We start from the raw sequence: 14,284 nt of genomic DNA, 5'->3' as shown, positions 1-14,284 counted from the left end.
CAAATGACGGATTCCGAGCACAAGACCGAGACCCCGAGCACCATCGAATGGCAGGACTTCGAGAAGATCGAGCTGCGTGTGGGCACGGTCGTGTCGGCACGCGTCAATGAAAAAGCGAAGAAGCCCGCATACGTGCTGGAAGTCGATCTCGGCGAGTTGGGCGTAAAGACATCGAGCGCGCAGATCACGGTGCACTACACGCCAGAGGCCCTCGTCGGCCGACAGGTCCTGTGCGTGTGCAACTTCGGGCCGAAGCGCATCGCGGGCATCGTGTCAGAGGTGCTGGTGACAGGCTTTGCCGACGCCGACGGGGCCATCGTCCTGGCCAGCGTGGAGCGCAAGGTACCCAACGGCGCACGCTTGCACTGAGCTTCAGCGACCTTCGCCGCAACAAGTTCCTGAGTTATTTCGGAATACCGAACGGCATTCGTCCCAAAAATAACGTCCCCACGACACCAAATACGCGAACTACGGTCGAAGCTGCGATGCAATTGCTGCCATGAACGGACGGGCCATCCAAGCCCCCCCTCGGCAGCGATCGACAGACACGCCCTGACGTGTCGGCAGCTTTGGGGGACGACCATCTTGAAATCACTGTTTTATCGCCTCGGGCTCGGGCTCGGCGGACTCGCCCTGTTCTGGGCGCTCGGTATGCTCAGCGTGAACGAGTTCGGCAAGAGCGCGGCGATCATGGCAACGGCCCTGCCGGGACTCGGTGGCCTGTGTCTTCTGCTACGCGCAAGACCTGCGTGGCTCAGCGCCACCACGCTGAGCGTCATCGCCGTGTTCTTTCTCGATGCGGCAACCAAAGGATTCCTGCGCGATTATTTCGGCCTGCGTCCGAATCACCTGCTTGTGTTGCAGGCGGTGTTCAACACCAATCCGGCCGAGACGGGTGAATTCTTTCGCCATAACTGGCGCGACGTGACCGAAGCCAGTGCCGTCTTCACGATGTTGATGACGGCAGTGGTCGTGCTGGAGCGCCGCCTGTCGCGCGCGGAGGCTCACGGCCCGCTTCGCCCGCTGCGACGCCGCAGCAAGGTCGCCGTGGCCACGCTCTTCACCGGCTTCGTCGCGCTGCATCTGAACCCGACGATGGCCAAGGAAAATCCCGTCCTCTACTGGCCGCTTCGTTACCTCGACTACAAGGGACAGTTGGCGCACGCCGACGAATTGCAGCGTCAGCTCGATCGCAACATGGCGCTGCGTGCCGACTGGCAGGTGCGGTATCGCGGACCGACGCAAAAGACGGTGGTGTGGGTGATCGGCGAGAGTTCGAACCGCAACAACATGTCGCTTTACGGCTACGCACGCAACACCACACCGATGCTCGACACGATGCGCGACGACCTCATTGTGTTCCGCGATGTCGTGTCCTCGGAACCGGCGACGATGGCTTCGCTCATGAAGATGCTCACACCCGCTCACCTCGACGACCCCGACGCCTGGACGAGCAAACCCGACCTCGTGATGCTCGCCAAAGAGGCCGGATTCCGCACCTACTGGATCTCGAATCAGATGCCCAATGACGGTTGGCTCGGGTTGGTCGCCAACCGCGCGGACGAACGTGTCTTCATCAACAAGGGTGCCGGACGCGGCGAGAACAACTTCGACGGCAATCTGCTGCCGGACTTCGAAGCGGCGCTGGCGAGCGACGCGCCACGCAAGCTCATCGTCGTGCACTTGCTGGGCGCGCACCCGACCTACGATATGCGCTACCCCGACGAGTTCGCGCGTTTCGACAATACCGAAGACAGCGTGATGGCCACGCTCGAAGCGCAGGGGCGCTCGCCCTGGGTACGTCATGCGCGCAACGACTACGACAACGCTATCGCCTACAACGACTTCGTCGTCTCAAGTCTGATTCGCAAGACGATGTCGGCGACCGGATCGTCGGACGCGAGTCTGCTGTTCAGCTCGGATCACGCGCAAGAGGTCGGCCACACACGCAATCACTCGGGCCAGTCGGTGGCCGACGCCTCCGGTTACGAGATTCCGATGCTGGTCTGGTCACGCGGCGCCATCAATGCCGTCGATGCGAAAACACGCGCCGCGCTGGAGCAACGTCCCTACCAGACCGACCGTCTGGACCACACGATGCTCGGCCTGCTCGACATCGACACGCCGTACTACAACGCGTCGCACGACGTACTGAGCGATGCGTTCGTGCCCACGCCCCGCCGCATCAACGGCCGAGCCTATGTGCCGTCTGAGGTGCCTTCAGAGGTACCGCCAAGGCACGCATCCCCATCGGCCGAGGCGAGCTGACCGCAGGAAACGTCAATTCAATAGCAAGAACCGGAGCGTCTGCGAACCGGGATCTGCCTAGACTCCCTTCGTGATATCGATCTCGAAGGGACTCCCATGTCAGACGCTCGCCCGCCGCTCTCGCCCTGCCCGACCGCCGCCACAGCCAAGGCGGATACGCCCATCGCATCCGACACTGTGTCGCCCGAAGCACGCGTCGTGTCGCTCGTCACGTCGCTGTCGCGTGCGAGTCTCGCCGCACAGTTCAGCGAACAGATGACGTTGGCCGTCATTCCGATTGTGGCGGTGATTGCATTGCAGGCGTCCGCAGAACAGACGGCCTCGTTGCAAGCCGCCACGACGCTGCCCTTCTTGCTGCTCTCACTGCCTGCGGGCGTGCTCGCCGACCGGTACCGACGCAAACCGCTGATGATCGCCACGGAACTGCTGCGTGCCGTCGCATTACTGCTCCTGTTCGCGCTGTTCCAGATGAAGTGGCTGTCGCTCACAGCCCTCGGTGCGTTGGGCTTCGCGATGGCCTCGGGGACGGTCGTCTTCGGGGCGGCTGCGCCGTCGCTCGTGGCCATGCTCGTCGGCCCGGCGCATCTGCTCGCCACGAACCGGCGGCTCGAAACTGCACGCAGCATCGCCTTCACCGCAGGGCCAGCGATTGGCGGTGTACTCGCCGGGGTAGCTTCGGGGATGTTTGCGTTTGCGTCGGCCTTCGCGTTATCGCTTGGCAGCGCGTTCTGGCTGTCGCGTCTGCCTCAAGAAACGCCCCGCGCGCCATCGCATCGCGATTTCAAGCGCGAACTCGCCGAAGGCATTCGCTTCATCGCGACAAATGCCTATCTGCGATCGATCGTCGCTACGGCTTTCGTGTTCAACACGTCGTGGTATCTGCTGCTGGCGATCTTCGCGTACTACGCCATCGACGCGCTCGCATTTTCTGCGCAGGCCGTCGGCGCAGCGTTGGGCGTGTACGGCTTCGGGATGGTGTGCGGCGCGATGGGTTACGCGCGCATTGCGCAACGTCTGTCGTTCGGACGACAGATCCTTTTGGGGCCGGTTTGCGCGGCGGTCGCGGCGATATTGATGGCATCGACATCGGTGCTGGCCGTCGGCGATAAGCACGGCGTTGGCCACGCGCTGGTCTTCGTCGCGTTCTTTCTGTTCGGCTTCGGCCCGATTGTGTGGACGATCTCGACGACGTCGCTGCGCCAAGTGGTCACGCCAGGCGGCCTGATCGCACGTGTGTCGGCCGCGACTATGACGGCGACCTTCGGCGCACGTCCGCTCGGCGCGTTTCTGGGGGCGTGGGTCGCATCGTCGCTCGGCATCAAAGCGTGCCTGATCGCGATGGCCTTGGGCTTCGCGCTGCAACTCACGATCATCCTCCGCTCGCCCGCGGCGCGCTTGAGATCGCTCACCTCACCGGTCAGCGTTGCCAGCGGATCGAACTGATCGCCGTGATGCTTGGCCGCCTGGCGTATGGCACGCCGAAAGGCAAATGGGGGAAGGATGCGACATCGCATCCTTCCCCCATCATTTCGTGCAGACAACCATTGCACCGTCGCACGGATGTGCGCTTATGGCGCTGATCGCTTACGTGCCGAGCACTTCCTTCAATGCGTCCGTCAACGCCTGACACTCGCTCTCCGTCCCCACCGTAATCCGCAGGAACTGGGCGATGCGCGCGTGTTTGAAGTGACGCACGATGATCGAACGCTCACGCAACGACGCTGCCAGTTGTGCCGCATCATGCGACGGATGACGCACAAACACGAAGTTTGCCGTCGACGGCAACACGTCGAAGCCGAGTGCCGACAGCCGCACTGTGAGCGCATCGCGGCTCGCGATCACAGCCTGACGCGTCTCGTTGAAATACGCCTCGTCTTCGATGGCCGCAACGCCTGCCGCTTGCGCAAGTCGGTCGAGCGGATACGAGTTGAAGCTGTTCTTCACGCGCTCCAGCGCTTCGATCAGGTCCGGATGACCGATGGCGAAACCCAGACGCAACCCCGCCAGCGAACGCGACTTCGAAAGCGTTTGCACGACGAGCAGATTCGGATATTTCGCGATCAGCGACGCCGCCGTCTCGCCACCGAAGTCGATGTAAGCCTCGTCGATCACCACCACCGAATCCGGGTTGCCTGCCAACAGACGCTCGATCTCGCCCGACGCCAGCGCGCGCCCGGTCGGCGCGTTCGGATTCGGGAAAATGATGCCGCCGTTCGGCTTGAGGTAAGCGTCGACGTCGATCTCGAACGTGTCGGTCAGCGGCACGTTCTCGAACGCCACGCCGTACAACCCGCAGTACACCGGGTAGAAGCTATACGTGATGTCCGGATACAAGATCGGCTTGTCGTGCTTGAGCAGGCCCTGAAACACGTTGGCCAGCACTTCGTCCGAACCGTTGCCCACGTGAACGTTGGCCACTTCCAGACCGAAGCGCTTGGCGATGGCCTGCTTGAAGCGACGTGCATCCGGGTCCGGATACAGCTTAAGGGCATCGGCATCCGCGCCGAGCGCGTCGCGAATGGCGGCAAGCACGCGCGGCGACGGGCCGTACGGATTCTCGTTGGTATTGAGTTTGATGAGCCGCTGCATCTGCGGCTGCTCACCGGGGACATAGGGCGTCAGATCGGCGACGCCCGCACTCCAGAATTTGCTCATGACGTGTTCGACCCGCTCAGCTCACGAAACCGCGCGCCAGATCGGCCTGAATGTCGGCAGGCGACTCCAGACCAACGGCCAGACGAATCAACCCTTCGGTGATGCCCGCTGCAGCACGCGCTTCCGGCGTGATGCGGCCGTGCGTCGTGCTCGCCGGATGCGTGATGGTCGTACGCGTATCGCCGAGGTTGCCGGTGATCGAGCACACACGCGTGTTGTCGATCAGACGCCATGCGTTCTCGCGCTGCTCGGCAGGCGTTGCACCCTTGAGTTCGAAGGCGACAATCGCGCCGCCCGCTTTTTGCTGACGCTTCGCGAGTTCGTATTGCGGATGCGACGGCAGGCCCGGGTAGTACACACGGCCGATCTGCGGCTGCTTCTCCAGCCATTGCGCGAGTTCCAACGCGTTGGCCGATTGCTTCTCGACGCGCAGCGACAGCGTTTCCATGCCCTTGAGCAACACCCATGCGTTGAACGCCGAGAGCGTCGGGCCCGCGCTGCGCACGAACGTGAAGACCTTGCCCATGATGAAGTCCTTCTTGCCGACGATCGCACCGCCCAGCACACGACCCTGACCGTCGAGGTACTTCGTTGCCGAGTGCACCACAACGTCTGCACCGTACTCGATCGGACGCTGCAACACCGGCGTGCAGAAACAGTTGTCGACGACGAACAGTGCGCCCGCTTCCTTCGCGATTTTGCCGATGGCTTCGATGTCGGCGATGTCGGTGAGCGGGTTGGACGGCGTCTCGAGGAAGAACATCTTCGTGTTCGGACGGATCGCGGCGCGCCAGGCATCGAGGTCGGTCGGGTCGACGAAGGTTGTCTCGACACCGAAGCGGCTAAATATCTGCGAGAACACGTTCAGCGTCGAGCCGAAGATGCTCTGCGAGCTGACGAGGTGATCACCGGCGGAAAGTGCCGTCATCACCACCGAGACGATGGCGCTCATGCCCGACGCCGTCGCCATGCAGGCCTCACCGCCTTCGAGCGCAGCCAGACGGTCCTGGAACATCGATACGGTCGGGTTGGTGAAGCGCGAGTACGTAAACCCTTCTTCCGAATGGGCGAAGCGCTCGGCGGCCTCGGCAGCGCTCTTGAAAACGAAGCTCGAGGTCAGGAACAGCGCCTCGGAGTGTTCACCAAACTCGGAGCGTTGCGTGCCCGCGCGCACCGCCAGGGTATCGAAGTCGAAGGAATCCATCGTGTGTCTCGTCATTGGGTCGGCGCACTCGCCAGCCAAAAAAAGAAAAGCCCGTTTCGCTTGTCAGCAAAACGGGCTCGAAATCCATCTGTCTAGGCCTCGCTTTAGCTGTTTCGGGGATGTTCCCCCACGTCCGCAAGCTGAAATCAAATCGACGTGAGAAGCAGTGTAGCACGTTGCCGGAGGAGAAGGAAAAACTCCACCGACCGCTCCGGCGGCCTCGGCAGCCCCGGCCCGACAAGCCTTCCGGCCATGTCAGACCCGGCTGTGCAAGGCTTACAGGCCCAGTTGCGCGCCGCGCGGCTCGCCTTCATCGCCTTCGCTCGCTTCCACGGCCGACGCCTTCGGCGCCTTGCGCTGCTGCTCCAGACGGTTCAGGTACTCGGGCGTGATGTCGCCGGTGACGTAGTTACCGTCGAAGCACGAAGCATCGAAGTCGGAGAGCGCCGGGTTGATGTCGCGCACTGCGGCCTTCATGTCCTCGACGTCCTGATAAATCAGTTCGTCCGCACCGATGATGCGAGCCACTTCCTCGTCGCTGCGATCATGGGCGACCAGTTCGCTGCGCGTGGGCATGTCGATGCCGTACACGTTCGGGAACTTCACGGGCGGCGCCGCCGACGCGAAGATCACCTTGCGGGCACCGGCGTCGCGCGCCATCTGCACGATTTCCTGGCTGGTCGTGCCGCGCACGATCGAGTCGTCGACGATCAGCACGTTCTTGTCCTTGAACTCGACGCGCATTGCATTGAGCTTCTGACGCACCGACTTCTTGCGCATCGCCTGGCCGGGCATGATGAAGGTACGGCCGACGTAACGGTTCTTGAAGAAGCCTTCGCGATAGTTCAGACCCAGACGCTTGGCGACTTGCATCGCAGCGGGACGGCTGGAATCCGGAATCGGCATGACGACGTCGATGTCCTTGTAATCGATCTCGCGGCGAATCTTCTCGGCGAGGTAGTCGCCCATGCGCAGACGGGCGTCGTAGACGGGCACGCCGTCGAGCACCGAATCCGGACGCGCCAGATACACGAGTTCGAAAATGCAGGGATGCATCGACGATGCCGGGGCACATTGCCTCGACTCCAGGTCGCCATCGTTGCTGATGAAGATCGCCTCGCCCGGCTTGACGTCGCGCTCGAACGCGAAGCCCATGCCTTCGAGTGCCACCGATTCCGATGCAATCATCCACTCCGTGCCGTTCGGGCCGTCGAAGCGGCCGATACACAGCGGACGAATGCCGTGCGGGTCGCGGAAGGCGAGCAGACCGAAACCGGAGATGATGGAGACGATGGCGTAAGAGCCGCGCAGGCGCTTGTGCACCTTGCCCACGGCCTGGAACAGCGAGTCGACGGACAGGCCGTCGCGCGAGCTTTCCTGCAGTTCGTGCGCGAGCACGTTGAGCAGGACTTCAGAGTCAGACGTGGTGTTGATGTGGCGACGATCGACACGGAACATCTCGTCCTTGAGCTGTTCCCAGTTCGTCAGGTTGCCGTTGTGGGCGAGCACGATCCCGTACGGGGCATTCACGTAGAACGGCTGAGCTTGTGCGGCGCTCGACGAGCCTGCCGTCGGATAACGCACCTGACCGATGCCCACCGTGCCCGGCAAGTCGCGCATGTTACGCGTGCGGAACACGTCGCGCACCATGCCGTTGCCCTTGTGCATGTAGAAGGACTGGCCATCCGTCGTCGCGATACCAGCGGCGTCCTGGCCGCGGTGCTGCAACAGCAGCAGACTATCGTAGATGAACTGGTTGACCGGGGATTTGGAGACTACACCGACGATGCCACACATGGCATGAATCCTTCAAAAAACATCGAAATCTGCATCAAACGGACTGTATTATCCGTCATTCGGAAACCTTGTGCAGGCCGGTCGATGGCGTGGGCGATCCGTTCGATCCGCCACTGCGCATTCCCCATCCCTGCTGCTGACCATTCGCCGCGTCGGCAGTACCCTGCGCGCTCAATCCCGTCCCCGCGCCGCCCATCAGGTTCGACAATCGGGTCGAGACAGCCTTCGTAGCGCCTGCCTTCACTTCGTTCACCACTTCGGCGGTCACGCCGCGCGTCACCTGATCGACGACGCCATTCGCCGCGCCGCTCTGCCCATTCTGTCCGCCCGACGGCTGCCCCGGAGTGCCGGGCTGCGCGCCTTGGCCACCCTGCCCGCCCTGACCACCTGACTCAGGTGCGCCGCGATAAGGTTCCATCTGTGGCAAGGGAATCGTCTTTCCCAATGGATTGGCGCTCGGCACGGCGGCGTCCGGCTTGCGCAGGTAGTACTGCACGGGCTCGGGCAGATACGGCATCAACCGCTCCAGACCGGCCTCGACCCACGGACGTGTCACCGAGTGCTGCCAGACCGGTTGTTGCGGCAACGTCGTAAACTTGGCGGCGACCATCAACAACATCAAGAGCAGAACGCCGCGAACAATGCCAAAAAGCATGCCCAACCCGCGATCGGCCGGACGCAGGCCGATCATGTCGGTCATGCGTCCCACGAGCGCGCTGACGATCCCGGCACCGAACACCACGGCCACCAGCACCAGCAGAAAGCCCAGCGCCCCTTGCGTCAGTTCGCCGCCCGGCAGATCGGCCGGAAGCCAGTGAGCGACACTCGGACCGAAGGCGCGCGCAACGAAGAACGCCACCACCCAGCCCACGAGGTTGAACAACTCGCGCACCAGACCGCGCAACATGCCCAGCAACATCGAGCCGACCAGAATGGCAATGGCTGCGTAATCCACTACGGTCAACAGACCGCTATGCACCGTATCGCCCAACTCAGCCCGCCTCGGCGACCTGCGCCGTCAGACCGGCGTCGCGAATCTTCTTGCCAGCCGCTTCGGCCGACGTGCGATCCGGGAATGGGCCTGCCCGCAGCAAATACAACTCACGGCCGTCGACCGAACTCTTGACCATGTAGCTCGGCACGTTCACCAGCTTGAGTTTGACGAGCCATGCCTGCGCACGATCCTGCGTCGAGAACGCGCCGATACGCACCAGGAACTTACCGTTCGAGGCGGTCTTCTGCGCGGTGTCGTGATTGTCCGGCTTGGCGGCGGGTTTGGCGGCCGTGTTGTTCTGCGCGAACTGCGCGATCGGATCGGCAACGTTGTTGTTGGCTTGCGCAGGCTTGGTCTGCGCCTTGGCCGTGTCATGCGAGTCCGGCTTCGTTGCGGGCTTCGCGTCGGCGTGCTGTTCCGGCTTCTTGACGTCGGGCTTGGCGTCCGGCTTGTGCTCCGGCTTGGCCTGCGCCACTTGCGGCTCAGGCACCACGCTCGGCGCGGGCGTCGGGGCGGGTGTCGGCACAGCGGCAGACGGCGGCACGGCGGTCGGTGCCGGTGCGGGCTTGGCGTTGTTCGCCAGCGTGGTGCTGTCGACCGCCTCCTCACCCTTGTCGAGCGATGCATCGGACGGCGGCACGGCAGCCGCTTGCGGCTTCACGCGCACGGGCGGCGAGTTGGCGTCCTTACCGGGAATCTGAATGGCAATGTCGTCGGCCGTCGGCTTCGGCTCGGGCGCGAGCACCATCGGCAAAATGATGACGGCCGCGAGCACCAGCGCTAATGCGCCGACCAGACGGCGGCGCGCGCGTTGCTTTTCAGGCAGCAGCGGGTCGAGTTGCTCGTGCTCGCTGTACTCGCCCCCTCCTCCCGCCGTACGGGTGCCGGTGCGGCCGCTCCTGCGGCTACCGCGCTTCGGGGGAACGGCTTCGGCGTCTTTCTTGCGGAAGGAAAACAATCCCATAGGCCCTTGGCTCAGGTCGAAACTTGCGTCGTTGGATTGATCATCGCGCATCCGGTGCGTCATGCGCATGACATTTCTCGTAAGCAAATGTCACGGCATGCGCGCTTTTGCGCTCAATGGCGTTGCAATTTGCGGTGCGACATCACACCTGCCACCGTAAAGAACGATCCAAAAACCACAATTCTATCATTCTCGCCGCACTGCTCGAGCGCGGCAGCATAGGCTTTCTCAGGGGATTCGAAGGTTTCGACCGAATGATCGGCATCTTCGACAAATCCGACCGCACGAAGCTTCTCTTCGAGCAGCGCCGGACTCGCGGCCCGCTCCGTCGGCAGCGCGCACAAACGCCAGTGATCGACCTTGTCGACCAGATGCCGCAGCACGCCTTCGATATCCTTGTCGGCCATCGCCCCGAACACGGCATACGTGTACGGAAAGAAGCCCATGCCGTCGAGGTTGTGACCCAGCGCTGCGGCGGCGTGCGGGTTGTGTGCGACATCGAGCACCACGGCCGGACGCCCCGGCAGCACCTGAAAACGTCCCGGCAGCTCGACCGATGCGAGCCCGAGTCGAATGTCCTGCGCTGAGACCGGCAGCACGTCGCGCAACGATTCGAGCGCTGCGAGCGCCGCCGACGCATTGAGCAACTGATTCGCGCCGCGAAGCGCCGGATAAGCGAGCGCTGGACGACGCATCTGACGTCCGCCATAGCTCCACTGCTGCTTGTCGCCCTGATAGTTGAAGTCGCGACCGAACAGCCACAGATCGGCACCGATGCGCTCAGCTTCGGCTAGCAGCGTCGCGGGCGGCATCGGGTCGCCGCAAACCGCCGGTTTGCCCGCACGGAAGATGCCCGCCTTCTCGATGGCGATCGCTTCGCGCGTGTTACCGAGATATTGCTGGTGATCGATGTCGATGCTTGTGATGACGGCGCAATCGGCATCGATGATGTTCACGGCGTCCAGTCGGCCGCCCAGGCCCACTTCGAGAATGACGGCATCGAGACCGGCCGTCGCGAACAGATGCATGATCGCGAGCGTGGTGAATTCGAAGTACGTGAGCGAGATCGGTTCGTCGAAACTCGTGCGGGCTTTCTCCACCGCTTCGAAATGCGGCAGCAGCGTGGCGTCGTCGACGATCTCACCGTTCACGCGCGCACGCTCGTTGAACGAGATCAGATGCGGCGATGTATGGCAGCCTACGCGGTAACCCGCCGACAGCAGAATGGCTTCGATGATGGCGCAGGTTGAGCCCTTGCCGTTCGTGCCCCCGACCGTGAAGACGGGACACGGAAATTTCAGGCCGAGGGCGTCTTTCACGCGACCAATGCGCGTAAGGCCCATGTCGATGCCCACAGGGTGAGCGGTTTCAAGATGGGCGAGCCAGGCGTCGAGAGTGGAATATGTCGGCATGATGTGCGGGCAGAAAAACAAAAACGCGGACGTCACGAACGTCCGCGCTTCATATCCTGCTAAGTGATGCTTTCAGGCGCCGCTGGTGCAGCGCTTGCGTGGCGTTGCGTCATTCTACGCCGTTGCACCGCCCTTTGGGGCACCGCAACCGCGCGCCTAACGTCATCGCCAGAGTGAGCACGCGCAAGTCATGTGCGACTCGCGCGCGTCGGGCATCCAGTATCAGGCAACGGCATCCGCCGGCTGACGCTGCATCAGTGCGATCAGGCGCGCGATCTCGTCACGCATGTCGCGACGATTGACGATCATGTCGATCGCGCCCTTCTGCAACAGGAACTCCGAACGCTGGAAGCCTTCCGGCAGCTTCTCGCGCACAGTCTGCTCGATGACGCGCGGGCCCGCGAAGCCGATCAGCGCCTTCGGCTCTGCAATCACCACGTCGCCCAGGAAGGCGAAGCTGGCCGACACACCGCCCATCGTCGGATCGGTCAGCACGGAGATGAACGGCAGCTTGGCATCGGACAGCTTGGTCAGCATGGCCGTGGTCTTCGCCATCTGCATCAGCGACAGCAAGCTTTCCTGCATACGTGCGCCGCCCGAAGCGGTCACGCAGATGAACGGTACGCCCTGCTCCAGTGCGTTCTGCGCACCGCGCACGAAGCGCTCGCCGACCACCGAGCCCATCGAGCCAGCCATGAACGAGAACTCGAAGCACGCCACGACGACCGGCAGCGTGTGAATCGCGCCGCCCATCACCACCATCGCGTCGGTCTCGCCGGTGTCGTCCATCGCTTCCTTGATGCGATCCGGATACTTGCGGCTGTCCTTGAACTTCAGTGCGTCGACCGGCACGATTTCCTGGCCCAGCTCATAGCGGCCTTCGGGATCGAGCAGCGCATTCAGACGCGCGCGCGAGCCGATACGCATGTGATGGTCGCACTTCGGGCAGACATGCAGATTCGCTTCGACGTCGGCGCGATACAGCACGGCTTCGCACGACGGGCACTTGATCCACAGCCCTTCCGGGATGCTCTTGTTGCGCTGCGTCGGATCGGTTTGCTTGATCTTCGGGGGCAGCAGCTTGTCGAGCCAGCTCATAGTTTCTCCTTGCCAAACGCCCGCCCCACAAGGGGACGGGCGTTTCCGGGGCATTTCAAGGCGACCGTGTAATACGGTCGTTTCAATTCAGCGTTTCACCGAGCGGATCTGCGTCGTGCAGCGCCATTCGGGCAAATTTCTGCCGCGAATTTACGCCGATTTGGCGCCCGAGTCGAGCGCCTGACGGATACCGCCGATAAATTCAGCCAGCGATTTTACCGCGTTCTGACCCTCCAGATCACGCGGCGTGTTTTCCAGACGCTGCACGATGGCACTACCGATCACCACGGCATCGGCCACACTCGCCACCGCGCGGGCCGTTTCGGCATCGCGAATACCGAAGCCCACGCCCACCGGCAGGTCGGCGACCGCCTTGATTTGGGGGATCTTCGACGCCACGCTCTCGAGATCCAGACTCGCTGCCCCCGTCACGCCTTTCAGCGAGACGTAATACAGATAGCCGCTGGCCTGACGCGCCACCGCAGCAATACGCGCATCGGTCGACGTCGGCGCCAGCAGGAAGATCGGATCGATGCCCTGCGCGCGCACGGCACCGGCGAAGCCTTCGGCCTCCTCGGGCGGGTAATCGACGACTAGCACGCCGTCCACGCCAGCCTTGGCGGCGCGCTCGGCAAAGGCCTCGAGCCCCATCGCTTCGATCGGATTGGCGTAGCCCATGAGCACGATCGGCGTGCGATCGTTGGTCTGACGGAAGACGGCGACATAGCCCAGCACTTCGGCCAGGCTCACGCCACGGGCGAGTGCGCGCTCGGAGGCGCGTTGAATGACGGGACCGTCGGCCATCGGGTCCGAAAACGGCACGCCGAGTTCGATGACGTCGGCGCCGTTGTCGGCCAGTGCATGCATCAACTTGACCGTCCACCCCGGCTCCGGGTCACCGGCGGTAATGAACGGAATGAGGCCCTTTTTACCCTGCGCTTGCAAGGCTTGGAACGTCGCTTGAATGCGGGACATGATCGGAAAGTCTCTGAAGTCGTTGGTTTGCGAGCGCGTGGTAGTGCGCGTTCAGCTCGTAGCCGACAAAACGTCGGCCGTGCAGCGCGCAAGCCACGGCAGTCGTGCCGCTGCCCATGAACGGGTCGAGCACGAGACCGCCGGGCGGGCAACTGGCCAGCACCATGCGCTCGATGATATGCAGCGGTTTCTGCGTCGGATGATCGACGCGTTCGGGGTCTTGCCGGTGCAATCGCGAGATCGACCACAGATCCTTGGGGTTATAGCCCAGCTCCAGCCACTTGCTGCCTTCGAAGATGCGGCGCGAGCGCGCCTTCTTCGTGGCGGCGTCGTACGGCACGCGCACGGCGTCGAGGTCGAAGTAATAGTCCTTCGAGATCGCGAAAAAGCCGATATTGTCGTGCACGGACGAGAATCGCCGCGTACTGCCGCCCATGCTGGGCACGCGGCGATCCCAGATGATCTCGTTGATCATCAGCATGCGCTGCTTGAGGAAGACGAACAGTTCCGGGGCGTACTGCCACGTGCAGAACAGGTAGAGCGAGCCGCGCGGCGCGAGCTTCGGAATCGCCGCTTCGAGCCAGCCGTACGTCCAGCCGAGGAAGTCCTCGCCGGAGCGTTTGTCGGAGTCGTTGCCGTAGTCCTTGCCGAGCCCGTAAGGCGGGTCGGCAAGGATCAGGTCGACGCTGCCGTCTTCCAGTTCGTGCAGATGTTGCAGGAAGTCCGCATGACGCAACGTGATGTCGCCCGGCGCCCAACGCGCGCGCAACTCACCGGCCGCTTCCATGGCCTCGAGACGTGCGGCGGCGGCTTCGGTGGCGTCCACGGGACGCTCGGTCCCGAGGACGTCATTCTGTGCCTTGCGATCAGTCAGATCGGTCATGCTGGTTCTGTTGTCCTTAACCTTAGGATCGATG

12 protein-coding genes are annotated in these 14,284 nt (G+C 63.1%); 3 read left to right on the top strand and 9 right to left on the bottom strand.

All coding sequences use genetic code 11. The annotated features are described in order from the left end of the window. The first annotated feature begins 3 nt into the window (after positions 1-3). The 3 genes from ACIQWO_RS02100 to ACIQWO_RS02090 all read left to right on the top strand — a co-directional run bounded on the left by ACIQWO_RS02100 (position 4) and on the right by ACIQWO_RS02090 (position 3,711). Complete coding sequence (locus ACIQWO_RS02100; protein ID WP_402818581.1) at positions 4-369, top strand: tRNA-binding protein; 366 nt, start codon at positions 4-6, stop codon at positions 367-369. 216 nt (positions 370-585) lie between these two features. Further along, on the top strand, positions 586-2,268 hold the full coding sequence (locus ACIQWO_RS02095) for a phosphoethanolamine transferase (RefSeq protein ID WP_402818578.1): 1,683 nt from the start codon (positions 586-588) through the stop codon (positions 2,266-2,268). Positions 2,269-2,364: 96 nt separating this feature from the next. Then, positions 2,365-3,711, top strand: a complete 1,347-nt coding sequence (locus ACIQWO_RS02090; RefSeq protein ID WP_402818575.1) for an MFS transporter — start codon at positions 2,365-2,367, stop codon at positions 3,709-3,711. A gap of 141 nt (positions 3,712-3,852) precedes the next feature. Here ACIQWO_RS02090 and hisC read toward each other — a convergent pair whose 3' ends face one another. From hisC to ACIQWO_RS02045, 9 genes are all read right to left on the bottom strand, one after another. Further along, complete coding sequence (gene hisC / locus ACIQWO_RS02085; protein ID WP_402818572.1) at positions 3,853-4,923, bottom strand: histidinol-phosphate transaminase; 1,071 nt, start codon at positions 4,921-4,923, stop codon at positions 3,853-3,855. A gap of 16 nt (positions 4,924-4,939) precedes the next feature. Next, on the bottom strand, positions 4,940-6,127 hold the full coding sequence (locus ACIQWO_RS02080; protein WP_052252956.1) for an O-succinylhomoserine sulfhydrylase: 1,188 nt from the start codon (positions 6,125-6,127) through the stop codon (positions 4,940-4,942). A gap of 276 nt (positions 6,128-6,403) precedes the next feature. Continuing rightward, positions 6,404-7,924, bottom strand: a complete 1,521-nt coding sequence (gene purF, locus ACIQWO_RS02075) for an amidophosphoribosyltransferase (protein ID WP_402818568.1) — start codon at positions 7,922-7,924, stop codon at positions 6,404-6,406. 55 nt (positions 7,925-7,979) lie between these two features. Next, positions 7,980-8,915: a CvpA family protein gene (locus tag ACIQWO_RS02070; protein ID WP_402818565.1), complete on the bottom strand. Its 936-nt coding sequence runs from the start codon at positions 8,913-8,915 to the stop codon at positions 7,980-7,982. A 1-nt stretch (position 8,916) separates the two neighbouring features. Continuing rightward, complete coding sequence (locus tag ACIQWO_RS02065) at positions 8,917-9,882, bottom strand: SPOR domain-containing protein (RefSeq protein ID WP_402818562.1); 966 nt, start codon at positions 9,880-9,882, stop codon at positions 8,917-8,919. A gap of 113 nt (positions 9,883-9,995) precedes the next feature. Then, the gene (folC, locus tag ACIQWO_RS02060) at positions 9,996-11,294 is read right to left on the bottom strand and encodes a bifunctional tetrahydrofolate synthase/dihydrofolate synthase (protein ID WP_402818559.1); all 1,299 of its coding nucleotides are present in this window, start codon (positions 11,292-11,294) and stop codon (positions 9,996-9,998) included. Between the two features lie 222 nt (positions 11,295-11,516). Beyond that, positions 11,517-12,392, bottom strand: coding sequence for an acetyl-CoA carboxylase, carboxyltransferase subunit beta (gene accD, locus ACIQWO_RS02055; protein WP_150664879.1), 876 nt, complete (start codon positions 12,390-12,392; stop codon positions 11,517-11,519). Positions 12,393-12,542: 150 nt separating this feature from the next. Beyond that, entirely contained in the window at positions 12,543-13,367 is an 825-nt protein-coding gene (trpA, locus tag ACIQWO_RS02050; RefSeq protein ID WP_402818556.1) for a tryptophan synthase subunit alpha, read from the bottom strand. Next, the gene (locus ACIQWO_RS02045) at positions 13,321-14,154 is read right to left on the bottom strand and encodes a site-specific DNA-methyltransferase (protein ID WP_095178547.1); all 834 of its coding nucleotides are present in this window, start codon (positions 14,152-14,154) and stop codon (positions 13,321-13,323) included. The genes trpA and ACIQWO_RS02045 overlap by 47 nt, the downstream gene beginning before the upstream one ends. Between the last annotated feature and the right edge of the window lie 130 nt (positions 14,155-14,284).

The sequence above is a fragment of the Pandoraea sp. NPDC090278 genome (assembly GCF_044772185.1).
In the GTDB taxonomy this organism is placed as follows: Bacteria; Pseudomonadota; Gammaproteobacteria; order Burkholderiales; family Burkholderiaceae; genus Pandoraea.
The sequence above is the reverse complement of the archived record's forward strand: the minus strand, read 5'-3'. Positions and strand labels throughout refer to the sequence as shown.